This window comes from Pseudonocardia phyllosphaerae (genome assembly GCF_046546475.1).
In the GTDB taxonomy this organism is placed as follows: domain Bacteria; phylum Actinomycetota; class Actinomycetes; order Mycobacteriales; family Pseudonocardiaceae; genus Pseudonocardia; species Pseudonocardia phyllosphaerae.
The window spans coordinates 32,487-55,916 of record NZ_JBKGXS010000015.1; the positions used below are offsets into that span (position 1 = coordinate 32,487).

Annotated in this window: 16 protein-coding genes, 2 pseudogenes and 1 CRISPR repeat array; of the genes and pseudogenes, 14 read left to right on the forward strand and 4 right to left on the reverse strand. The window is 69.9% G+C overall.

What is annotated here, in order from left to right; all coding sequences use genetic code 11:
* Positions 1-209 precede the first annotated feature (209 nt).
* The 4 genes and pseudogenes from ACLE50_RS22125 to ACLE50_RS22140 all read left to right on the forward strand — a co-directional run.
* Positions 210-1,574, forward strand: a complete 1,365-nt coding sequence (locus ACLE50_RS22125) for a hypothetical protein (protein ID WP_410945547.1) — start codon at positions 210-212, stop codon at positions 1,572-1,574.
* A gap of 14 nt (positions 1,575-1,588) precedes the next feature.
* Positions 1,589-3,088: a depupylase/deamidase Dop gene (gene dop, locus ACLE50_RS22130; protein ID WP_410945576.1), complete on the forward strand. Its 1,500-nt coding sequence runs from the start codon at positions 1,589-1,591 to the stop codon at positions 3,086-3,088.
* A gap of 15 nt (positions 3,089-3,103) precedes the next feature.
* Positions 3,104-4,015 carry an ATP-grasp domain-containing protein gene (locus tag ACLE50_RS22135; protein ID WP_410945548.1) on the forward strand — a complete coding sequence of 304 codons (912 nt, stop codon included), beginning with the start codon at positions 3,104-3,106 and terminating at the stop codon, positions 4,013-4,015.
* Positions 4,016-4,156: 141 nt separating this feature from the next.
* Positions 4,157-4,471 (forward strand): annotated as a pseudogene (locus ACLE50_RS22140) (transposase); the annotation flags it as partial.
* 15 nt (positions 4,472-4,486) lie between these two features.
* Here ACLE50_RS22140 and ACLE50_RS22145 read toward each other — a convergent pair.
* Entirely contained in the window at positions 4,487-4,795 is a 309-nt protein-coding gene (locus ACLE50_RS22145) for a transposase (RefSeq protein WP_410945549.1), read from the reverse strand.
* Positions 4,796-4,953: 158 nt separating this feature from the next.
* Between ACLE50_RS22145 and ACLE50_RS22150 the strand changes: the two genes are divergently transcribed.
* Entirely contained in the window at positions 4,954-5,679 is a 726-nt protein-coding gene (locus ACLE50_RS22150; RefSeq protein ID WP_410945550.1) for a RibD family protein, read from the forward strand.
* Complete coding sequence (locus ACLE50_RS22155; protein ID WP_410945551.1) at positions 5,672-6,166, forward strand: deaminase; 495 nt, start codon at positions 5,672-5,674, stop codon at positions 6,164-6,166. The genes ACLE50_RS22150 and ACLE50_RS22155 overlap by 8 nt, the downstream gene beginning before the upstream one ends.
* Positions 6,167-6,431: 265 nt before the next feature.
* Here ACLE50_RS22155 and ACLE50_RS22160 read toward each other — a convergent pair whose 3' ends face one another.
* Together ACLE50_RS22160 and ACLE50_RS22165 are read right to left on the reverse strand one after the other, a co-directional pair.
* Entirely contained in the window at positions 6,432-7,448 is a 1,017-nt protein-coding gene (locus ACLE50_RS22160) for a hypothetical protein (RefSeq protein ID WP_410945552.1), read from the reverse strand.
* A 141-nt stretch (positions 7,449-7,589) separates the two neighbouring features.
* Positions 7,590-8,042 (reverse strand): annotated as a pseudogene (locus ACLE50_RS22165) (IS30 family transposase); the annotation flags it as partial.
* Positions 8,043-8,242: 200 nt separating this feature from the next.
* Between ACLE50_RS22165 and ACLE50_RS22170 the strand changes: the two are divergent.
* On the forward strand, positions 8,243-9,409 hold the full coding sequence (locus tag ACLE50_RS22170) for an IS110 family RNA-guided transposase (RefSeq protein ID WP_410945553.1): 1,167 nt from the start codon (positions 8,243-8,245) through the stop codon (positions 9,407-9,409).
* Positions 9,410-9,414: 5 nt separating this feature from the next.
* Here the strand turns inward: ACLE50_RS22170 and ACLE50_RS22175 are convergent, their stop codons facing one another.
* A complete protein-coding gene (locus ACLE50_RS22175) occupies positions 9,415-10,113 on the reverse strand; it encodes an IS30 family transposase (protein WP_410945577.1) in 699 nt (232 codons plus the stop codon).
* A gap of 594 nt (positions 10,114-10,707) precedes the next feature.
* Here ACLE50_RS22175 and cas7g point away from each other — a divergent pair.
* From cas7g to ACLE50_RS22210, 7 genes are all read left to right on the forward strand, one after another.
* Entirely contained in the window at positions 10,708-11,916 is a 1,209-nt protein-coding gene (gene cas7g, locus ACLE50_RS22180) for a type I-G CRISPR-associated RAMP protein Csb1/Cas7g (RefSeq protein ID WP_410945554.1), read from the forward strand.
* A gap of 1 nt (position 11,917) precedes the next feature.
* Entirely contained in the window at positions 11,918-13,450 is a 1,533-nt protein-coding gene (gene csb2, locus ACLE50_RS22185) for a type I-G CRISPR-associated protein Csb2 (protein WP_410945555.1), read from the forward strand.
* Entirely contained in the window at positions 13,447-16,392 is a 2,946-nt protein-coding gene (gene cas3g, locus ACLE50_RS22190) for a type I-G CRISPR-associated helicase/endonuclease Cas3g (RefSeq protein WP_410945556.1), read from the forward strand. Before csb2 ends, cas3g begins: the two co-directional genes overlap by 4 nt.
* Positions 16,389-17,393, forward strand: a complete 1,005-nt coding sequence (locus tag ACLE50_RS22195; RefSeq protein ID WP_410945557.1) for a hypothetical protein — start codon at positions 16,389-16,391, stop codon at positions 17,391-17,393. The genes cas3g and ACLE50_RS22195 overlap by 4 nt, the downstream gene beginning before the upstream one ends.
* Positions 17,390-18,976, forward strand: a complete 1,587-nt coding sequence (cas1, locus tag ACLE50_RS22200; RefSeq protein WP_410945558.1) for a CRISPR-associated endonuclease Cas1 — start codon at positions 17,390-17,392, stop codon at positions 18,974-18,976. Before ACLE50_RS22195 ends, cas1 begins: the two co-directional genes overlap by 4 nt.
* On the forward strand, positions 18,973-19,272 hold the full coding sequence (gene cas2 / locus ACLE50_RS22205) for a CRISPR-associated endonuclease Cas2 (protein ID WP_410945559.1): 300 nt from the start codon (positions 18,973-18,975) through the stop codon (positions 19,270-19,272). The genes cas1 and cas2 overlap by 4 nt, the downstream gene beginning before the upstream one ends.
* Before the next feature lie 182 nt (positions 19,273-19,454).
* Positions 19,455-22,838: a CRISPR direct-repeat array (repeat unit 36 nt; unit sequence GTCGCCGTTCCGGCAGGAACGGCCCTTCATCGAGGC).
* Between the two features lie 387 nt (positions 22,839-23,225).
* Positions 23,226-23,429, forward strand: coding sequence for a hypothetical protein (locus ACLE50_RS22210; protein WP_410945560.1), 204 nt, complete (start codon positions 23,226-23,228; stop codon positions 23,427-23,429).
* The last annotated feature ends 1 nt before the right edge of the window (position 23,430 follow it).

The following is a 23,430-nucleotide window of genomic DNA, read 5'->3' on the forward strand; positions in this document are numbered from 1 at the left end:
GACGATCGCGATTCCGAAGTGCTCGGACATGTCCTCCAAGGGGTCGGGTGACCGGGCCGATGTCACCGGTCGCGCGCCGGGCGGTTCCTGTGTCGAACGGTAGCCTGCGGTGCGCGTCGGCAGTCGAACAACGGACATGCATGAGCCATTGAGGTAGCGTCTCAGACCCGGTGGGCCCGGCGCGGATGTCGCGCTGGAGGAGAGGGAACATGCTGGACGATTCGGTGACGGCGAGCTATCTCGCTCAATTCGACCGGCCGATACTTCCGCTGCCGCAGACCGATGCGGAACGCATCGTCTTCGACGGGAGCTACCTTTCCCGGCCGATGTTCCTCCGGGCCGCCGACCGTGAGCGGCTGGAGCGGGATCTGGCGGCGATACGGTCGGCGCTCGGCACGCTGCCGGACCGCGTGTTCGGCGGCGACTTCCGCGCCTTCGCCCGGGCGGTCGGGATGACGGAGGACCAGATCGCCCTCACCGTCCGGGGCGACCACGGGTCGGCGCCCCGGCTGACCACGTTCGCGCGCGCCGACCTCTACCGGGACGGGTCGGGCTTCCGCCTGCTGGAGCTGAACCTCGGCAGCACCGTCGGCGGCATCGACTGCGTCGACATGTGCAGGGCCCTGCTCGGGATCCCGGACGTCGCGGACTTCGTCGCGCGCGAGGGGCTGGCGTTCGGCGAGACGTTCGAGGCGGTGCTGTCCACGCTCCGGGCGGAGGCGGGTGTCCCCCGCGCCGGCGCCGGGCCGGTCATGGCCCTCGTCGAGACACCGAGCGACTTCGGCGACGTCGAGGACCTCATGCGGATCAGGGCGGCGCGGTGGAACAACCGCGGCGTGCCGACCGTCGTCGGACATCTCGGGGAGCTGGACCGGGCCGGGGGACGGCTGCTGCTGCGGGGCGAGCCGGTCGACGTCGTCTACCGCATGTTCACGTTCGAGGACGTGCTCCCGCACGCCGGGGACGGTCTCCTCGAACCTCTCCTGGACGCCGAGGCCGCCGGCGAGGTGGCGGTCTTCACGCCGCTGTCGTCGGAGATCTACGGCAGCAAGGGGGCGCTCGCCCTGCTGTCGGAGCCGTCGGGCCGGCACGGCCTGACCGACGCCGAGCGCGACGCCTGTGTGCGGCTGCTGCCCTGGACGAGGCTGGTCCGGCCGGGGGACACCGAGCTCGACGACGGGACTGTGGTGGACCTCGTCGACCACGTGCTCGAGCACCAGCACGACCTGATCCTGAAGCCGACCATGTCCTACGGCGGCCAGGGGGTTCTGCTGGGCGCGGATCCGGACGTCACCGGCACGGTCTGGCGCGAGGCCGTCCTGGACGCCGCCGGGAACGACGCCCACGTCGTCCAGCGGCTCGTCCGCCCGGCTCCCGAGATGTTCCCGTCCGAGGTGCGGGGCGGGCTCGAGGAGTGGACCATCCTCTGGGGGGTGTTCATGACGGGCGACGGCTACGCCGGGGCGATCACGCGGGGCTTCCCGGCCGAGGACAGGGTCCGGGCGGTCAACCGCGTCAGCGGTGCCCTGTGCGGGTGCACGTTCCACGAGCCGTCGGCAGCGCACCTGCCGTGAGCGTCCGACGGATCATGGGCGCGGAGACCGAGTACGGGATCGCCACCCCCGGCCGGTCGGAACCCGACGCGCTCCTCGCCCCGGCGCAGGTGGTCAACGCCCACCGGGCGGCCACCGCGGGATCGTCGCGTCACGCCGGCTGGGACTTCGCGCAGGAGAACCCGCTGCGCGACGCCCGCGGGTTCGACCTCGCCCGGGCGGCGGCAGACCCCGCCCTGCTCACCGATGACGGCCTCGAACCCGCCAACCTCACCCTGCGCAACGGCGGGCGGCTCTACGTCGACCACGCGCACCCCGAGTACTCGACGCCCGAGTGTGCGGACCCGCTGTCGGTAGTGGTGTGGGACAAGGCGGGCGAGCGCATCGTGGCCGAGGCTGCGGAACGGGCCGCGGACCTGCCCGGCGGCGCCGGGATCCAGCTGTACAAGAACAACACCGACAACAAGGGCGCGACGTACGGCGCGCACGAGAACTACCTCGTCCGGCGTTCCACGCCGTTCTCCGAGATCGCCCGGGCGCTGATCCCGTTCCTGGTGAGCCGGCAGGTCGTCTGCGGCGCGGGCCGGGTCGGCGTCGGCACCGAGGGCCGGGAGCACGGGTTCCAGATCTCCCAGCGGCCCGACTTCTTCGAAGCCGAGGTAGGCCTGGAAACGACGTCGCGCCGGCCGATCGTCAACACCCGCGACGAGCCGCACGCGGACGCCGAGCGGTACCGGCGCCTGCATCTGATCATCGGCGACGCCACCATGAGCGAGGTCTCAACGTACCTCCGGTTCGGGACGACGTCGCTGGTCCTGTCGATGATCGAGGACAGCGCGCTGTCCGAGGATCTCACGCTCGACGCCCCGCTGACGGAGCTGAGGGCGGTCTCGCACGACCCGGCGCTGCGGCATCTCGTGACCCTGCGCGACGGCCGGAGGATGACGGCCCTGGAGCTGCAGGGCCGGTACCTGGAGCAGGCCCGCGCCCACGTCCGGGCCCGGCCCGGCGTGGACGCGGACCCGGCCACGGCGGAGGTGCTGAGCCGGTGGGAGTCAGTGCTCGCCCGGCTCGACGAGGACGTGATGCAGCTGTCAGGCGAGCTGGACTGGGTCGCCAAGTTGGCGTTGCTCGAGGGGTACCGGCGCCGGGACGGCCTCGACTGGAACTCCCCGACGTTGCAGATGCTGGACCTGCAGTACCACGACGTCCGGCCGTCCCGCGGTCTCTACCACCGGCTCGTCGCCCGGGACCGCATGGTCCGGTTGACCGACGACGACACCGTCGCCCGCGCCGTCGACGCGGCGCCGGAGGACACGCGCGCCTACTTCCGTGGACGCTGCGTGCAGCAGTTCCCGGGAGCGGTGTCCGTCGCGTCGTGGAGCTCCGTGGTGTTCGACATCCCCGCCCGGAGCTCACTCACGCGGATCCCCACCCCGGACCCGCTGCGGGGCACGCGCGCACATGTCGGCGAGCTGATGGACCGATGCGCCACGGCCGCCGACCTAGTGCGGGCGCTGACCGGGTCGGGCTGACGGGAGGGGACACGCATGCACATCGGAGTGCTCGCCTACGAGCGGGACGACCCCGAGTCGATCGACCTCGAGGAGGTCGGGCGGGAGATCGGCCACGACACGACGCTGTTCGTGCTCGACGACGTCAGCTGCGCGTCCTCCCCGGACGGCGGGCTCCTGCCACGCATCGCCGGGGTACCGGCGTCGGAGTTCGACGTCGTGCTCTCACGCGCGCGGATCCGGCCGGACCGCGCGCAGCTCGACTACGACCGGTACGCGATGTTGTGCCACGTCGACGGCCTGACCGTGCTGGACCCCGCCTCCGTCTACCTCGAGGCCGAGAGCAAGTTCCTGGGGCTCCAACGGCTGAGCGCGGCAGGCCTCCCGATCGCCCCGACCCGGTCCTGTGCCAGCGTTGCCGATGTCGAGCAGGCCTTCGCCGAGTGGGGCCCGATCGTGCTGAAACCGTCGTTCGGGCTCGGCGGGGTGGACGTCGAACGCATCCGTGACCGCCACGGCTGCCCGGCGGCGGCCGAGCGCCTATTGGCGGCCTACGAGCAGGTCGTCTGCCAGCCGTATTTCCCCCACCCGGACGGCGACGTCCGGGTCACGATCGTCGGAGGCCGGGCACCGCTGGTGGTCCACCGGGTCCCGGCCGCGTCGGACTGGCGGGCTAACGTGAACATGGGTGCGGTCGCAGTGCCGGCGGACGTGTCGCCGGAGCTGATCGACATCAGCAGGCGGGCCGCAGAGGTCATGGGCGTGACGGTCGCGGGCCTCGACTTCCTGCCGACCGGGGACGGCTACCGCATCGTCGAGTTCAACAACACGCCGAGCTGGGAGTTCGCCGAACGGTCGGTGCGGCATCGGATCGTCGAGGACGTCGTCGAGGTCGCCCAAGGCATCCACCGTGCACGGCGCACGGGACCGGCCTCCCCGGGCGTGTGAGCGCCACCTACGGGTGATCGCATCGCGGGTCGTCGCCGGCGTGTCTTCGGCTGACTCCGTCGGGGCGGCCGCTCCAGTTCATTCTGAACGGTCGCGGGACTGCCCAGAGTTCGGTTGACCCGATCTTGGTAGGTGGGTCAGGCCGCGTGGGCGGTGTCGAGCATCCGCTCCGAGGCCGCCTTCGCCGCGCTCGCCGGGGCCAGCCCGCTCGAGGCGAGCAGCGGTCAACGAACTCGGCATCGTCTCAACCGCGGCGGTGATCGCCACCTGAACCGGGCCCTGCACCACATCACCTTGACCCGTCTGGCGACCGACCCGGTCACCCGCGACTACGTCAACCGGCGCGTCGCCCACGGCAAGACTCCACGAGAGGCCCGACGCTGCCTCAAGCGCTACCTCGCCCGCCGGCTCTGGCGAGTGCTCGAACACCACCATGCACCGGCGCCCATGGCTTGACAGACCATAGGAGCGTCATTTTGGGAGGACGTCGCGGGCGAAGTAGGCCGTCGCTCGGCGCAGGATCTCGTTTTCCTGCTCCAGTTGCTTGGCGCGCCGGCGCAGCTCCCGATTCTCGGCCTCGAGATCGGTACCGGTCTTGCTGGGCGGGGCCGTGGTCGCGTCGGTGGCGATGCCGTCTTCTTGGTCGGCGATGCGCAGCCAGCGCGACAGGCACGACTCCGACACCCCGAAGCTGCGGGCGATCGCGGCGATCGACTGATCGCTCTGGCGAGCGGCCGCGACGACGTCGCGGCGGAACTCGGCCGGGAACGGCTTGGGCACGATGACGATCCTTCCAGCGAGGAACACGTCCTCACAGGTCAGGAGTCAACCGAACCCTGGGCAGTCCCGAGGCAACGATCCCGAACGCTCGCGCGTCGGCAGCAGACTCGCTGTCAGGACGCACCTCACAGTCGATCAAGCATGCAAGATGCGAGAGCATGCTGGAGGTCACGTCCGACGAGAAGCTACGGAAGGACTCGAACGTGCGACCTCACGTCCTACTCAGTGTCGCGACCAGTATCGACGGCCACATCGATGACCTCGGTAGCGATCGGCTGCTGCTGTCCAACAGCGCCGATTTCGATCGAGTCGACTCCGTGCGGGCCGACTCCGATGCCATCCTGATCGGCGCCGGGACGCTCCGTGCTGACAACCCGCGCCTGCTGGTCAACAGCCCGAGCCGGCGTGCCGACCGTGTCGCTCGCGGACTACATGAGTACCCGTTGAAGGTCACGGTCACAGGTACCGGGCTCCTATCAGCTACCGCCAAGTTCTGGCACCATGGCGGCGAAAAGCTTGTGTACACCACCGACCGCGGGTCACCTGGCCTCCGCAACGAGCTCGGCGACCTGGCCGAGGTTCACAGTCTCGGCCCGACCATCGACTTCCCCGCCATGCTCGACGATCTCGGGCGGCGCGGAGTCACCCGGCTCATGGTGGAGGGCGGCGGAACTATCCACACCGAGCTGCTCGCTCAGGGGCTGGCCGACGAGTTGCATATGGTCGTCGCTCCGCTGCTCGTCGGTCAGGCCGACGCTCCACGGTTCCTGCACTCGGCTCATTTCCCCGGCGGTCCGCGCGCCCGCCTGACCTTGGCCGAGACCCGACGTATCGACGACGTGACGCTGATGCGATTCCTGCCCAAGGAGCGCAGCGATGCCTGACGACCGCCACTGGCTCCGCCAGACGATCGAACTCGCCAAGCAGTGCCCACCCAGCTCGACCGCGTTCGCCGTCGGTTCGGTGATCGTCGACGAGCACGGTGAGCTACTCAGCACCGGCTTCTCGCGGGAGACCGGACCGACCGAGCACGCCGAGGAAGTCGCTCTTACCCGCCTTGGAAACCAGCCTCCGACCGGAGTCACACTCTACAGCTCCCTTGAGCCATGCTCGCAGCGGGCCAGCAAACCGCGTTGTTGCACAGAGCTCATCATCGAGGCAGGAATCCGCAGAGTCGTGTTCGCTTGGCGAGAGCCAGACCACTTTGTTTCCAACGCGGAAAGCGTTCACATGATGCGTGGGCATGGTTTAGATGTCGTCGAGATACCTGATCTAGCCGAGGCTGCGAGAGCCGTGAACAACGACGTTCTGTCCGAGCTCCCAGGAGGGGCCACCCGACTCGGGAAGTGCGAGGAGGAACCAGATTCATGAGTCGGGCCGATGCGGCGCATAAACCCAGACCGACCCTATTGAGCAATCACGGAGTCGTCTGTACCGGCAGCCACTCACCGGTGATCATGCGCGACCGCTTCGTAGACCTACTTTGAGGCCCCACCGGCCTTGACGTCTCGACTTTAGAATACAATTGAATCACTCTACGGTAGAGCCTTGCAGGTAAGCACGTTGCGGGGGTTGCAGCGAAGGAATTAGATGCGACCAGCCTCCAGGCTGATCAGCCAATCCGGCCATCAGCGCGTCACTCGCAATGACCGACAAGATGATCTACGACTGTTCGAAGTCGAGACTTGAGGTCTTCTCGAGCCTCAACCTGAAGGAGTGACCGCAACCATCGATCGATACTTTCAGCCGACGCGTCTGAGATCAATGAGCGCGGTATCGATTCCAGAACTCCTATCAGAGATTTCATACAGGTCGTGTTCAGGTAGGCATCATTACGAGCCAAACACCCGAGTGCATCCATCATCGCAGACGCGGCGTATTCAGGGCTGATGGTCATTCCGATCTCCTCGTCCCACCCTCCGGGCCTCGTGAAGGATCCCCGCATCAGCAATATGTACGCCACATACAGATTTGCAAAGTTTGGGGCGAGTCCGACGCGGTGGCCGCCGCAGAGGTCGACGACACCGAGCGATACCCCGCCGACGACGTTCACTACTTGATCACGAGCGAATCTACCCCGAGAAACAGCGGAGATGTAGTCGGCAGCAGCCTCCGGGTTCGGCCCAGAAAAAGACTCCGGGCCGCCTGCGATGATCGATCGAATTGCTGAGGCGGTAACGCCTTGCCCGCATCCAGAACGCCTGATGAGCAACTCCGCGATCTTCGGTCGACGACTCTCGAGGTCAAGGTCGGTCGCCACCCTGGTCAGACCGGCCATCGAACTGGCAACGTTCGCGCGAAACTCGCCTTCAGAAGGCCAGCGCGATTCCAGTGAGTCGATCATCGCGGTCACGACCTCCCGCCTGCCCTCCCGGTCGACGCCTAAAATTCGCGTGGTGCCGATCGGTAACGGGCTCATAGGATTGCTGTAGTACGCCTTCTCGACAGCTATTCGCTCCTCGCGACACCCCTGCGCCACCAGACGGCCCTCGTTCACCAGAAGCCTGAGCTGGGTCGAGTCACCTTCCTCCCGAAGCTGTCGAACGATCTCGTCGCGGCGACTCCGCCGCGCAAATTCGGCAGAACCCTCACTGATCCGCCGCCCAGCCTTGGCCGACCGGGAAGACCGAATGCTGGTGACAATGGTGACCACGGGTCCTACGCAACTGACGGCTACCCCGATCGCCGCAATTTCCAGCGGCGTCAGCCCCTGTGTCGCCGGATCCTGAACTCTGACCCCCAGGCGTTCCTCGGGTTCCAGGGCGGATTCTGATGATCGTCGCAACGTTGGTGGTCAAGAGCGTTCCACGGAGGCGGCGAACACCTCGGCCGGGGTGCGCCACCCGAGGCGCTTGCGCGGCCGGGTGTTGAGCAGCGTCTCGACGCGCGCGAGGTCGCCGACCGGGTGGCCGCGTAGGTCGGTGCCTTTCGGGAAGTACTGGCGCAGCAGGCCGTTGGCGTTCTCGTTGCATCCACGCAGCCACGGACTCGCCGGGTAGGCGAAGAAGATCCCGTCGCAGAAGTAGCCGGCGAGCTGGTCATGTCGGGCCATCTCGGTGCCCTGGTCCCAGGTCAACGTCCGCCGAGCGATAGCCGGAAGCGCGTCGAGCACCGGGCTGATCGCGCGACAGAACTTGTCCGGGCCGTGCCCGTCGGGCAGATGGACCAGACGCAGCAGGCCACTGCGGCGCTCGACCAGGGTGCCGATCGCCGACCGCGAACCGCGCCCGATGATCAGGTCACCCTCCGTAAGACTGTGCGTGCCCGGGAGGGTCGGGCGTGACTGAGGTCGCCTTGCGCTGTGGTCGCTTACTGGGAATGTCCACCCGGCCCTCCGGGCGTCCTGGCTGCTGATTGAGATCTGCGCTCGGTCGCTGGTTACGGATGCGTCAGCGGGATGCCCACGGGTGCTCTCAGGACGACGCCAGCCAGGAGACGGAGACACGCGTGAAGCATGATCGGGACCGGGTGTGGGTGGGGATCGACGTCGGCAAGACCCACCACTGGGCCTGCGCGGTCGACGACGGCGGCGCGACGCTGCTGTCGGTCAAGGTCGCCAACGACGAGGCCGACATCGGCGAACTCATCTCGAACGTTGGCGTCTTGGCCCAGCAGCCGGTGTGGGCGGTCGACATCATCGGCTCGCCCTCGGCGCTGCTGCTGGCCCTGCTTGCCCAAGCCGGACAGTCGGTGCACTACGCGTCCGGCCGGATCGTCGCCGCGATGAGCGCCGCGTTCACCGGCGAGGGGAAGACCGACACCAAGGACGCCTTCGTCATCGCCGAGACCGCGCGTCTGCGCCGTGACCTGGCCGTGCTCACCGGGCACCGGGCGGACCTGATCGCCGATCGGGTGCGGATGATCAACCGACTCCGCGACCTGATGACCAGCGTGTTCCCCAGCTTGGAGCGAGAGTTCGACTACTCGGCCTGCAAGGGCGCGCTGGTGCTGCTGACCGGCTATGCCAGCCCGGATCGGATCCGCCGCGCCGGGCAGAGCCGACTGACCGGGTGGCTGCGGGCCCGCAAGGTGCGCAACTCCGCCGGCGTCGCCACCCGAGCTGTGACCGCAGCGAAGGCCCAGTCGATCACGCTTCCCGGCCAGGACCTGACCGCGGGGATCATCAGCGAGCTGGCGACCAGCATCGTCGCCCTCGACGAGCGAGTGAAGACTCTGAACACCCAGATCGAGGACCTGTTCGCCGAACACCCGCAGGCCGCGAGCATCCAGTCCATGCCCGGCTTCGGGCCGTTCCTCGGCGCTAGCCTGCTGGTCCACGCAGGAGACCTGCGTGCGTTTCCCAGCGCCGGTCATCTGGCCGCGGCCGCCGGACTGGTGCCGGTCCCGAACGATTCCGGGCGCCGCATCGGCAACCTGCACCGCCCGTTGCGCTACAGCCGACCGCTGCGGCACGTGTTCTACCTCTCGGCCCAGACCAGCATGATGCACGCCGGACCCAACCGCGACTACTACCTGAAGAAACGAGCCCACGGCGCCACCCACAGCCAAGCCGTCATCGCCCTGGCCCGCCGCCGCATCGACGTCCTCTGGGCGCTATTGCGTGAGAATCGGACGTGGACGCCAGCACCACCACAACCCGCCCTGGCAGCTTGACAAGATCATTGAGATTCCCAGTCCCCGATCCGCGAGCGGTCGGCGACCACGCCGGGGCGTTGGTCGATCAGTCTGCTGGGCACGACGAACCGGATCCGGCGCCGGTCAGCGCGGCGCCGGCGACGGCGCAGCGGGCGCCCGGTGCGCAGCCGCACGGTCAGCGTCCTGCTCAGGCCGCCGGTGCCGCCGTGGTAGAGCGCCTGGTAGATCGTCTCGTGGCACAGGTGCCAGGACGCCCGGTCAGGGAACGCTGCCCGCAGATGACCGGCGATCTGCTCGGGGCTCCACTCCTGTTCGAGCTTGCCCTGCACCACCGCCCGCAACTCGGCGTCGCCGCATAGCCGGCCGCGGCGCGGTCGCCGGGCTCGCTCCCGGGCGCGCTGGTGGGCCAGGTCGGCGTCGTAGTGGCGGTCGTGCGGTGCCCGGTTGCGGCGCAGCTCCCGACTGACCGTGGCCGGGCAGCGCTCGATCCGGCGGGCGATCTCACGCACCCCCAGGCCCTGACCGCGTAGGGTGGCGATGCGCTGGCGCTCCAACCGCGATAGGAACCGGTTCGACCGGGCCGCCTCGTCGAGCCCGAGCGGGGCCAGACCGCCGCGTTCGGCCCGCCACCGGTACCCGGTCTTGCGGCCGATCCCAACCAGCTTCGCAGCCTGCACCACCCCGACACCTGAGAGCACCAGCTCCCAGTAGCGGGCCTCCACGTCCAACTGGCGCTTGCGTCCTCGACGAGCCATCAACACCCCGATGATCTAGCAGGTGTTGCGACGAGGTCTGGAACCCGAGGACCCCACGAGGGTCAATTTTCAGGATCCGTTGACACCCTGAAGAATGTTCATCATCCGCACCCACCGGGCCCGGTGGACCGAACTCTCGTTCCACCCGGTCCGCCCCTGACCGGACGAGGCGTTCGATGCAGCTCGACAGCCGCAACCATCACCTGGGTCGAGTATCGCGACGACGCCGGCACCAGTGCCTCCCACTCGTTCGGATCACGACGAGCCACGGCCCGAACCGAGCCGCACCGCCCAGCCCTCAACGTCCTGGAACGCGTCGATACGAACCCGGTGTCGAGGTCCGACGAACCTCGACACCGAGCCAGGCCGGCGAACTCCTGCCGTCGCCGTGCGGTTGCACGCCTCGATGATGGGCCAGCGTCGTCAGCAGAGCACGGTTCGCGTCTACGTGCAACCGCTAGGCGAAGCAAGGTCTGATCTTCATGGGCCTGATCTAGACAGGGTGTCACACCTGGTGCAGACTCTGCGATCCCGATCACACCTCACTACTCCGGAGTCCCCGTGCCCGACCCCATCGATCTCGACACCCTGCTCGCCGCGTGCGACCGCGCCGGTGCCAGCTGCCTCACCTCGGTGACCGAGCTGGAAGCGGCCGCCGGCCCGCATGCGTCAGTCGCTCCGGCGAAGTTCGCTGCGCCCCGCGGGGATCAACCTCTGTACGCCTACGAGACCCGTTACGACGACGGGAACCCGTGTCCGGCCGTCATGATCGACTCGAAACAGAGTCAGCTCAACCGGGTCGAGCAGTGTCTGCGCGACGCCATCGACGACGGCCACGAGGTCCTCGCCCGGCTCCCCCGCGTCGTCGTCTCCTACGAGAACGCAAGCTATTCCGACCTGAATCTGCCGCATCGCGTCTTCGACGGACACATCCGCGCCGGATCGATCGACGGCACACCCACGACCCGGGATGCGTCGTATCAGCGGGTCCGGGACGCGAACCCGGGCGACGCGATGGCTCTGCTGGAGACCAGTCCGGCGAGCCTGGTGTTCGGGGCGTGGGACTCCAGCCGCGCGGCGCGGCAGGGGCGGTGGCGCAGCATCCTGACCGGCGAGATCATCGGCTTCTGCGAGCCACCGGAGGACGGCAGGAGTCGTAAGGGCGGAGCTCGGGTCGATCCGCACGGGATGCGGATCGAACTGACCGGCCCCCAACTCAAGGACTTGGTGGAACGCCAGCGTGGTGAGCTGAGCAAGACCACCGCGGACAAGGCGTTGAAGGCCGCGGCCGCCACCAAGAAGGACGAGCGCGCGAAGACGTCCATGATCGGGCTCGGGGGTATCCCACCGGCTCTGGATGCTCTGGCGGGGGTCTCGTGCCGCAAGATCGTGCGTTCGCACGTCCTGAGCTTCTCCGCGCTGCGCCAGATCCGCTTCGGCAAGGGGTCCGACGGCGACACCGCATGCCGTGCGCTGCTGGCGGCGTTGGCGCTGGCCGGGCTGGCGCGTTCGGACGCCGAACTGCTCCTGCGCGCCAACTGCGACCTCACCGAGGCCGGTCCGACGACGGTCATACTGCACGAGCGTGCGGGCGCCACCCGCGAGTTCTCGGCCTTGTCGATCGAGGAGGCGGACGCGCTGCTCGAGGCGGCCCTGGCCCACGCCGAGCAGACCGCCGGGATCTCCTGGTCGGGAGTGGCCCTGCAGGTGACGGGCGATCCGGCGATCGGGGCCGGCGCCGTCGACGACGAGCCCGAGAGCACCTCCTGACATGTCGTTCTCGATCACTGCTGATCTCCCCCTCGGTGTCTACCGCGGTAACCGGCCGGACCGGACGCACGAGCCGCTGCCCTCGGTCGCACGCCTGCAGGCGGCGTTGCTGGCCGCGGCCGGGTTCGGCCCGCGCGCGGTCGACGGCGCCGACGGCTGGGAGCCGTGCGAGGCCGACACCGCCGCGTTGCGCTGGCTGGAGAACCACCCACCCACCGACGTGCGGATCCCACGGCTGCGGATCAGCCGGGGCGAAGCGATCGCCTACCGCGATGACGGGACGCTCGGTAAACGAGGCCCCACCACGATCGTCAACAAGCTGCCCAAGCAGGACTCGGTCACCGCGGTCGACGGGCCGTTCGTGTGGACGTGGGCCGAGCCGCCCCCGCCCGAGGTGCTCGACGCTCTGCGCGAGCTGTGCCCGGACGTCTCCCACCTCGGCACCGCGGAATCGCCGGTCGTGCTGCAGGTCAGCGACACCGAGCACACCCCGACCCACACCCACGCCGCCGACGCGGGGCTTGCCGACGGCCGGCCCGGGCTCGAGGTCGACGTCCCCGTCGCGGGGCGTCTCGCCGAGCTCACCGCCGCTCACCGCGCCGATCGCTCCGGGCGGGTCGGGTCCGACCGGGTGAGTACGAGTGAGCGCTCGACCAGCCCGGTGCCGCCACGGCGCGCGGTCCGCGCGGCCCGCTACCGCGAGGTCGACCGTCCGGTCGCCGACGTCCCCTGGCCCGAGGTCCTGCTGCTGCCGCTCTCCAGCGCCGTGCCCGAGCGGCACCGTGTCCGGTGGGCGGTGGCCGCGCACCGTGCGCTGATCCGGACGCTGGACAAGGCGTCCCCGCCGCTGCTCACCGGCGCCTACCCGGCAGGGGTGCGGCGGCCGTCGAACCGGCTGGCCCTGCAGATCGTCGACGCCGGCAACCCGGTGGACCTGGGCGGGGCACAGGCCGCGCTCGCGGTCCTGGTTCCCCGTGGCGCCGAGAGCAGCGAGCTGGACGCGGTGTACGAGGCGGTCGGATCGTTGCGGTCGCTCACCCTCGGGCGGGGCAGCACGGCCCGGACCCTGCGGCTCGACTCCCCGCAGGTCCGCGCCGGTGACCGGTTCTGGGACGAACCCGCCCCCGGCACGATCCGGCTGTGGCGCACCGAACCCGCCGCGATCCCCGACACCCGCGGCCACGACGGCTGGACGTTCGTGCACGCCGCGCTTCTCTCGCTCGGCTTCGTGTGGACCGGCACCGACCGGCTCCGCTCGCCCGGCGGACGGGGTGCGGCCCGCGACAACGCGATCGTCGAGCAGGTCAACGCCGCCGGAGTCGGCGTGCTCTCGGCCGACCCGCTGCGCAACGCCCGGGTCTCGGACTACGTCCACCGCGTCCACCCCGACGCCGTCGTCCGCCCCTACACCGCGGTGATGAGCCTGGGCGATCTCTGCCCGTCCACGACCATCCAGGCCATCGGTCAGTGCCGGCACCTCGGCGGCGGGCTGCTCGTCCCCACCGACGTCCCCGAACGAGGTGAGCAGCCGTGACCCTGCAGCACCGTGACGTCGACCTGCAGCGCAGCGACTTCGCCGCCTTCTTCAAGACACTGCACGACGACAATGCCCCCTTCGCCTGGCAGGAACGTCTCCTGGACCGGGTGCTGGCCGCCGGGTGGCCCGAGACGATCGACGCACCCACCGGGTCCGGCAAGACCGCGACGATCGACGTCCACGTGTTCGCCCTCGCCCTGGCCGCGTCGCGCGGCGACCGGCTGCCGCCACGGCGACTGGCCCTGATCGTCGGGCGCCGGGTGCTGGTCGACGCCCAGTACGAGTACGCGCACGCCCTCGCCGCGCGGTTGGCCGAGCCCGAGGACTCCGAGGTGCTCGGCCGGGTCGCCGCAGCACTGTGGACGGTGCAGGGCGAGCCCGTGCCGGAGCGGTCACCGCTGATGGTCGCCCGGCTCCGGGGTGGTCAACCACCGTCGCGGCGCTGGGTCGACCATCCGGCCGCACCCGCCGTGGTGTGCGCAACCCCGGACATGTGGGGCAGCCGCGTGCTGCTGCGCGGCTACGGCTCCGCGGCGCAGGCGTGGCCCCGGGAGGCCGGTCTGCTGGCCTTCGATGCCGTCGCCGTCGTCGACGAGGCGCACCTGTCCCGCCAGCTCCTGCACACCGCACGCCGGGTCGCCGAACTCGCCCCCGTCGCCGAGACACCATGGACCGGCCCGCCGCCGCTGCAGGTCGTCGCGACCACCGCGACACCGCAGGACAGCGGGGACCGTTTCGGTGTCGCCGACACCGACGTCGACACCGATCCGGTGCTCGCCACCCGGCTCCGCCGCCCGAAACCGGTCGAGCTCGTGGCCCGCAAGGACTGGAACGCCACCTCGGTGGCCATCGCGACCGACATCGCTGCCCGGACCGCGGAGCTGTACGACCGCGTCGCCGCCGACACGGCCGGTACGGCCGCCGACAGCGCGGTCGACACAGCCGCCGCGGAGGACCGGCCGGTGCCGCCGGCCCGGACCGTCGGTTGTTTCGTCAACACCGTCGCCCGGGCGGTAGCGGTGACCGGTCTGCTGCGCAACCGCCACGGCCTGACCGTGGTCATGGTGTGCGGGCAGGTCCGCCCGATCGACGTCGAGCTGCTGCGCCGGCAATTCCCGGGAGTGCTGAGCCCGAGCGGCAGCCCCGACGTCGACGTCATCGTCTCCACCCAGACCCTGGAGGTCGGCGTCGACCTCGACCTCGCCGGGATGGTCACCGAACTGGCCGACGGCTCGGCCCTCGCACAACGTGCCGGGCGGGTCAACCGCCGCGGACAACGCCGCAGCGGCCCGATCACCGTGATCGTGCCCGACAGCACCATCCGCCGTGACTCCCACTCCGGCCCCTACCGCGAACCCGCGCTGAGCGCGGCATGGTCCTGGCTGCAACGACGCGCCGAGGACCCCGACGGCGTGTCGCCCTGGGCGCTGCGGACCGACCCGCCACCTGCGGCGCACCGCCGGCAGCGGCTGCAGCGCCCGGAACTCGGCGACGTGTGGCACTGGGCGCGGACCAGCGACGACCTGGCCGCCCGCCCCGAACTCGACCTGTGGTTGTCCGACGACGTCGAGAACCCCGACAACGACACCTCGGTCGGTCTGATCGTGCGCCACGACCTGCCCGACGACCCCGGCGAAGCGGTCGACCTGATCACCACGCTGCGCCCCCGCCGGTACGAGGTCTTCACCGTCCGCTTCCACACTGCCCGCGACGCGCTGCGTGCGGCCGCCGATCGCACCCCCGTCCGTCGGCTCGCCGCGATCCGCGTCCGCGGCGACGAGATCACCGCGATCACCCTGTACCCGGAGTCCGATGGTGGAGGCCCGGAGGACCGGCTCCGCCCCGGCGACCTCGTCGTCCTCGACGCCCGCGTCGAGCTGTTCACCGCACCGAACGTGCAGGACGATCGCGCCACGCCCCAGGCCGTCGTCCCCGTCGACGACCCGAGCCGCCGCCACACCGCACCCGACGTTCTCGAAGCCGTCGCTCTGCTCGACCGAGATCTGGAACCCGGCGAGGTCGTGTTGCGGCGCGACCTCGACGACAACCTCGCCCACGACGATCCCGACCACGACGGCCCCGAGACCCGCCGGCTGCGCGAGGCCCTCGAGATCGGCGCCGAGGACCTGCTCGACGCCGACGCCGAACGCACGATCGTCGCCAAGGAACTGACCACCCACACCGACCGGATGTCGAGAGCGGCCGGCGAGCTGCTCCTGGAGAAGCCGCCGCGGGTGGTGGACCTGATCGTGCAGCGCGACATCGACGATGCCCCCGTACGCGTGATCGTCGTCGACGGACGCCGCGCCGAGGCCGACGAGTACGTCCGCCAGGAATGGACGCGGGCACCACGCCCGGTGACGCTCGCCGCGCACCAGGCCGCTGTCGCCGAACGCGCACAGCGTCTGGGCACTTTGCTCGGACTCCCCGCTGAACTCGTCGAGGCCCTGCGCCTGGCCGGCCACCATCATGACGACGGCAAGGCCGACCACCGGTTCCAGGTCCGCCTCGGCGTCGCCCCCGACGACGTCGCTGACATGGAGCTGGAGCCGCTGGCCAAGAGCCGCAGCGCGGTCGGCCCGGCCACCCTGCAACGGCGCCTGGACCGCAGCGGCCTACCACCACGTTGGCGGCACGAACAGTTCTCCGTCGTCCGGGCCTGGCAGCACATCCAGGCGTTACCACTGGCCGACCTCGTCGCAAGGCTGATCGGAACGACACACGGCCACGGCCGTGCCCTGTTCCCCCACACCGCGACCGAACTCCTGGGCCCCCACGCCGAACCGGCCCTGACCGGTCCGGCGGCTGACCTGTTCGACGAGGGCCGCTGGGACCAACTGATCGAACAGACCCACCACCGCCACGGCGTCTGGGCCTGCGCCTACCTGGAGGCCGTGCTCCGCGCGGCCGACGGACAGATCTCCGGAGAGGGCCGATGAGCACCTTCGCCATGACCGGCGCCGACCCCGCGGTCCTGGTCCACCACATGGCCTTCTACGGCCTCGCCGACATCCTGGAGACCTCCGGCATCACCGACCTGCGCATGCGCTGGGACCACTCCACCCCCACCCTCGACGGCGACGGCCTCGCCCCCGATGTTGTCGACGCCGCCGTGCGCGCACACGTCACCGGTCGCTCACCCTGGGTCGGTCAGAGCCTCGGTGCCGACAAGCGTGGCGTCATGAGCCCACGGCTGACCGTGCTCAAGACCGACGAGGCATGGTCCGAGCTCCGCGACGCCCGGCACGCGGTACTGCAACAGCTGACCGACCAGCACGCCTGGTCCGACCTGCGCTACCTCGCCGCACTCGGCGAACCGGCCTACTGGAGCCGCAACATCCGCGGCGAGGTACTGCAGGACGACGGGGCCAGCCGCTGGGAGATGCAACCCCGCAACCGCGGGTCGGAGTTCGTCGGCAACCGGCTACGCCCACTGATCGACAAGCTCGCCGCACGCCCCGCCGGGACGATCGCCGGTGGCCTCGACGGCAGCTCCGTCCGCGACGAGCTCGGCGGCAAACCCGACAGCGTGTCCGCGACCGGACTGACGACACCGGGCCCCGTCGACAACGCCGTCGTGTGGTGCGCCCTCTGGGCGATCGGCCAGTTCCCACTCGCCCCCCGCATCAATCACACCGCCCTCACCAGCGGACATCTCGGCCGCCCCCGACGCGAATGGTTCACCACGCCCTACTGGACGACGCCGTGGCGACCCGCCCGACTGCGCACGATCCTCGCCGCACGACAACTATCGACGGCAGCCTGTGCCGGGCTACCCGACCTCGCCGACCCCCTTGCGGTTCGAGCAGCCCAGACCTGGCTGCACGCCCGTGGAGCCGACGCAGTGGCACGCTTCCCGATCGGCCGCTTCGGCAGCGACAACGCACCGGAACGACGCGCACTACGCGCCGAGCTTCTGCCGACCGCGACCCCACGATGACCAGCAGCATCGGGGACCCGATCCCGATCAGCCTTGTCGCCCACCACGCCTTCTGCCCGCGACGAGCCTGGCTGGAAGCGATGGGCGAGACCACCGACACCCACCAGATGGCGGTCGGGATCGCTGCCCACCGCGCCAGTGACGACCCTGCCCGGTCGCGTCCCACCACCCGTCGAGCGGTCGACGTCACCGACAACGAACTGGGGATCGTCGGACGCTGCGACGCCGTCGAGACCGACGAGCACGGCACCACCACCGTCGTGGAGTACAAGTCCACCCCCGTACGCCGACGCGCCCACGTCACCGAACCCATGGTCGTCCAGCTCGCACTGCAGACCCTGGCCCTGCGCAGCTCCGGCATCGACGCCACCGCGGCAGCCGTCCACTTCGTCGACCACAACCAACGGGTCGACGTCGCCGTCGGCACCGACCAGATCACCGCCGCCCTCGACCACCTGACCCGGCTGCGAGCCGTACTCGCCGCCGACCACGCACCCGAACCACTCGTCGACGACCCACGTTGCCGAACCTGCTCCCACGCCGGAATCTGCCTCCCCGACGAACGCACACTCGCCCCCGTCACCCGCCGCGTCCTGGTCGCCGACCCCGACACCCAAGTCGTGCACGTCGCCACACCAGGCGCCCGGGCCGCACTCCGCGCAGGACGCATACGAGTCGTCAAAGGCGACGACGAACTCGGCACCGTCCCCATCGAACGCGTCCTGGCGCTGGTCCTGCACGGCAACGTCGACGCCTCCTCCGCCCTGATCCGCGAACTGCTGTGGCGCCGACTCCCGATCATCTGGTGTTCCGGCACCGGGCGCGTCGTCGGCTGGGCGAACACCGCCCACTCCCCCAACGGCGGCCCACGGTCGCGCCAACACCTGATCTCCCAGAACGGCCACCTCGGCATGGCCCGCGCCTTCGTCACCGCCAAGATCGCCAACCAGGCGACACTCCTACGACGACACGGCGACGCCCCGGCCTCGGTGGTCGAGCTCCGCCGCCTGCAACGCGCGGTGTCCGCGGCCGGATCGCTGCAGGAGATCTTCGGCATCGAAGGCGACGCCGCCGCCCGCTACTTCCACGACTTCACCTCGATGCTCAACGAACCGGCAGAGTTCCCGGGCCGATCACGACGTCCGGCAACCGACCCGCTCAACGCCGCACTGAACTTCGCCTACGGTCTGCTGACCGCCGACTGCATCCGCGCCGTCGTCGCCTGCGGCCTGGACCCACACGCCGGTTTCCTGCATTCCTCCGGCCGTAACAAGCCCGCGCTCGCCCTCGACCTGGCCGAAGAGTTCCGGGCCCCGATCGCCGACTCCGTCGTCATCGGCGCGATCAATAACGGCGAGCTCAAGCCGTCCTCGTTCTCCACCGTCACCGGAGCGGCACGACTCCGTGACACCGGCCGCACAGCACTGCTCGCAGCCTACGAACGACGAGCGACCACCGAGTTCCGCCATCCCACCTTCGGCTACCGAGTCACCTGGCGACGTGCCATGGAGATCCAGGCACGGCTCGTCCTCGGCGTCATCGACGGAACCCAACCCCGCTACAAAGGCATCACGATCCGATGAGCGACGTCGTCCACCGCTACGTCCTCGCCTACGACGTCACCTCCGACAACCGCAGAGTCCGCGTCGCGAAGAAGCTCGAATCCTACGGCGACCGCCTGCAGTACAGCGTCTTCCTCGTCGACATCAAACCCGCCCGTATGGTCCGATTGAAGGCCGCTGTCACCGCATGCCTGGAAGCGGGAGTCGACTCGCTGCTGATCTGCGACCTCGGGCCCCTCGTCAGTGGCCACACCCACCGCGTCGAGTTCATCGGGGCGCGACGCAGCTTCACCCCACACGGCCCCATCATCCTGTGACACCACCGCGAACCCTGCCCCACCGCGAAAACCCGGGGAAGCGCTCGCATCGAGTTCGCCCAGCTCACAGGCTTGTGGAGTGTCCGAACAGCCGTCCACCGGCGAGCGAAGATCATCTGGCATTGCAGGGTTCGCGGGGTCGCGGTAGATCAGCAGGTCAGACGGTGCATAATCGGCACCCTGTCGCCGTTCCGGCAGGAACGGCCCTTCATCGAGGCGTGGGGGAAGCTGATCCGCATGGTTGATCAGCTTCGTCGCCGTTCCGGCAGGAACGGCCCTTCATCGAGGCGCGACCGACGGAAGTCCCTGGTCCAATTTCGACGCGACGTCGCCGTTCCGGCAGGAACGGCCCTTCATCGAGGCAAGTCGCCGCCCTCCTGCCGCGCCCCGGTCGACGACATGTCGCCGTTCCGGCAGGAACGGCCCTTCATCGAGGCCGCAATCACGCTCGGGCCCGCCGTGCCGACTCGCACCGTCGCCGTTCCGGCAGGAACGGCCCTTCATCGAGGCGTACCCAGCAGCTTCACCAGCAGCGCCGCGAGAGACGGTCGCCGTTCCGGCAGGAACGGCCCTTCATCGAGGCCCGTACTTCCCACCCCGCGACGAAACCATGTCACAGAGTCGCCGTTCCGGCAGGAACGGCCCTTCATCGAGGCCGATCTCGCGTCGCTGAAAGAGCGCGCGGACTGGCGGTCGCCGTTCCGGCAGGAACGGCCCTTCATCGAGGCAGTCGATGTGCAGGCGGATGCGTGTCTGCTGGCAGGAGTCGCCGTTCCGGCAGGAACGGCCCTTCATCGAGGCAGGATTCCGACGGCGCTTGGCGGGTGTTTTTGACTGCCGGTCGCCGTTCCGGCAGGAACGGCCCTTCATCGAGGCCGCGAGCGGAAGGCGGCCGCGTCGATGCCGTGGGTCGCCGTTCCGGCAGGAACGGCCCTTCATCGAGGCCCGCCCACGGTGAGGGCGGCGTCCACCTCGGCTTGTCGCCGTTCCGGCAGGAACGGCCCTTCATCGAGGCACGTCGAGCGGGGTGGCAGCGGCGACCGGGGAAGCGGGTCGCCGTTCCGGCAGGAACGGCCCTTCATCGAGGCGCGACCAGCCGGGCGCGTTCGGCGTCGCGCTCCTCGGGTCGCCGTTCCGGCAGGAACGGCCCTTCATCGAGGCGAGGTCGTGCTGCACGACGGCTCGTACCGGTCGAGTCGCCGTTCCGGCAGGAACGGCCCTTCATCGAGGCAAGGTGCGGGTCGCTCGCGGGTCGGGTGCTTCGGTCGGGTCGCCGTTCCGGCAGGAACGGCCCTTCATCGAGGCTTCAGCGTGATCGTGCCGGGCCCGTTGCGGGACGGCGCGTCGCCGTTCCGGCAGGAACGGCCCTTCATCGAGGCGTGCAGCGGGACCTGGACGACGACGATCAGGTGATCCGGTCGCCGTTCCGGCAGGAACGGCCCTTCATCGAGGCATGAACAGCCCCGCTGTCACCAACTCCCCGCAGTACAGTCGCCGTTCCGGCAGGAACGGCCCTTCATCGAGGCTTGGCGTTGCGGTCGGTGACCCGCATCCGGGTTTCCCAGTGTCGCCGTTCCGGCAGGAACGGCCCTTCATCGAGGCTGCTGCGCGACGGGTTCGATCGCGCGCCGCCGCGAGTCGCCGTTCCGGCAGGAACGGCCCTTCATCGAGGCAGCGCGAAAGCCGACCCGGCCGCCGCGGCCACGAACCGGTCGCCGTTCCGGCAGGAACGGCCCTTCATCGAGGCGGTTCGCGGTCGGTGGCGACCAGGGATGCGGTGCCGGGTCGCCGTTCCGGCAGGAACGGCCCTTCATCGAGGCTGGTCACCGGACCAGACGTGGTCGCCGATCGTGAGCCCGTCGCCGTTCCGGCAGGAACGGCCCTTCATCGAGGCAGGGACGCGATGGTGTTGAGGGTCTGGCCCCAGAACGTCGCCGTTCCGGCAGGAACGGCCCTTCATCGAGGCCCGGGCGGCCTCGCGCTCGATGGCGCCGCGACGGCTGGTCGCCGTTCCGGCAGGAACGGCCCTTCATCGAGGCCCCCAGCGCCGGACGCGCCGGGGTGCAAGAGGCCCGGTCGCCGTTCCGGCAGGAACGGCCCTTCATCGAGGCCTGGGGACGCTGCGGTGGACGTGGGACGGGAAGACCGCGTCGCCGTTCCGGCAGGAACGGCCCTTCATCGAGGCGTCGACACGCGCTTCGGTGACCTGATCGTGTCGCTGGTCGCCGTTCCGGCAGGAACGGCCCTTCATCGAGGCCGCATGCCGTCCTCGAGGATCGGGGTGCCGCCGGCGCGTCGCCGTTCCGGCAGGAACGGCCCTTCATCGAGGCTGTGACGACCGCACGAGGTCGAACGCTTCGTCCCGTGGTCGCCGTTCCGGCAGGAACGGCCCTTCATCGAGGCGGGATGCGGCGGTGGAGCGGGGCGCTGTGCGGGTGCCGGTCGCCGTTCCGGCAGGAACGGCCCTTCATCGAGGCGTGTCCGACGATTCCCCGGGGTCACCCTTCGGACCGTCGCCGTTCCGGCAGGAACGGCCCTTCATCGAGGCAGCGCGGGGGACACGTCCCGCTGGGCTGGGTTCTCCTGTCGCCGTTCCGGCAGGAACGGCCCTTCATCGAGGCGCGGAGTCGCCCGACGGTGAACTGGTCGGGGGGTTGTCGCCGTTCCGGCAGGTACGGCCCTTCATCGAGGCCAGGGGACGTCGACGTCCAGGAGTGCTTCGTCGCCGTCGCCGTTCCGGCAGGAACGGCCCTTCATCGAGGCGGGCCGCAGGTGCAGGGCCAGTCCTACTCCGATCTGGGTCGCCGTTCCGGCAGGAACGGCCCTTCATCGAGGCGACGCACCGTTGTTCGACCCGGTCCCACCCGGGCGTCGCCGTTCCGGCAGGAACGGCCCTTCATCGAGGCCTGCGGAACCCGAACGCTCGGGCGGACGGGGGCACGCCGTCGCCGTTCCGGCAGGAACGGCCCTTCATCGAGGCGAGCCCGTCGGTCGGCTGTCCGACGAGGGCATCCAGTTGTCGCCGTTCCGGCAGGAACGGCCCTTCATCGAGGCGCGACGGGCAGCGCGGACAGGACCGGGAGTCGGACCTGGGTCGCCGTTCCGGCAGGAACGGCCCTTCATCGAGGCCGGGCGTCGGTGGAGTTCCTGAAGCGGAACCCGTCCGGTCGCCGTTCCGGCAGGAACGGCCCTTCATCGAGGCGGCCACATCCTGGCCATGCCGAACCTGGTCCGTGTCGCCGTTCCGGCAGGAACGGCCCTTCATCGAGGCGTGGACGTGAACACCGGCGGTAACGAGGCCAGGGGCATGTCGCCGTTCCGGCAGGAACGGCCCTTCATCGAGGCCCGAACCAGGCCGGCGTCGGGTTGAAGGGCTACAGCCCCGTCGCCGTTCCGGCAGGAACGGCCCTTCATCGAGGCTGGACGACCGTCACACCCTCCGCCGAAGCACGGGTGGTCGCCGTTCCGACAGGGACGGCCCTTCATCGAGGCCCGCCGCGACCTGCTGCGCCGGATTCGAACTGCGGCCGGTCGCCGTTCCGGCGGGAACGGCCCTTCATCGAGGCACGAACGCGCCTTCCCGGCGTGGGTCACGCCCTTGGGTCGCTGTTCAGGCTGAAGCGGACCTTGTAGCTGCGAACGGGCCGCCTTCAGCCGGCGGCGATTTAGAAGTGGTGCGAGCTCCAGTCCCAGAACGCCACGACGTGTCCACGTGTCATCCTTCCAGGATGGGTGGTCCGGGCTCCAGGGATCTGGGAGCGGCAGAGGCGAACCTCCGCGTACCGGCTCGCGACTTCGAGGCGGTCTGGTCTGCCGCCCAGCACAACATCGACACGCACGGCCCCCGCAGCGAGTCGGCCTGGTGCGCAGCTGCCGTCGTCTCGACGTGTGAGTGGCTGGCCCGCGCGGAGAGCCGCCCGTCGAACGGGCCGTCTCATCCCGCTGAGGCTCCCGTGACCCAGACCCGCGAGTCCGCCTACGCGGAGCTCATCGAAGCCGAGTACCAGGCCGCCGAACGCTTCGAGGAGCTCTATCCGCGACGTGCCCAGCGCCGCCCCGGTTGGGGTGACGGCGTCCGCGCAACCCTCCGATGGGCCTGGCGCGGCCAAGGCCCACCACCCGTCGCGCTCCCCGACCAGGCGGCCGGGGAGCAGTGAG

Coding starts and splice junctions, on each gene's coding strand:
- ACLE50_RS22125 (WP_410945547.1), top strand. CDS start 210: ATGCTGGACGATTCGGTGACGGCGAGCTATCTCGCTCAATTCGACCGG.
- dop (WP_410945576.1), top strand. CDS start 1,589: ATGGGCGCGGAGACCGAGTACGGGATCGCCACCCCCGGCCGGTCGGAA.
- ACLE50_RS22135 (WP_410945548.1), top strand. CDS start 3,104: ATGCACATCGGAGTGCTCGCCTACGAGCGGGACGACCCCGAGTCGATC.
- ACLE50_RS22150 (WP_410945550.1), top strand. CDS start 4,954: ATGCTGGAGGTCACGTCCGACGAGAAGCTACGGAAGGACTCGAACGTG.
- ACLE50_RS22155 (WP_410945551.1), top strand. CDS start 5,672: ATGCCTGACGACCGCCACTGGCTCCGCCAGACGATCGAACTCGCCAAG.
- csb2 (WP_410945555.1), top strand. CDS start 11,918: ATGTCGTTCTCGATCACTGCTGATCTCCCCCTCGGTGTCTACCGCGGT.
- ACLE50_RS22195 (WP_410945557.1), top strand. CDS start 16,389: ATGAGCACCTTCGCCATGACCGGCGCCGACCCCGCGGTCCTGGTCCAC.
- cas1 (WP_410945558.1), top strand. CDS start 17,390: ATGACCAGCAGCATCGGGGACCCGATCCCGATCAGCCTTGTCGCCCAC.
- cas2 (WP_410945559.1), top strand. CDS start 18,973: ATGAGCGACGTCGTCCACCGCTACGTCCTCGCCTACGACGTCACCTCC.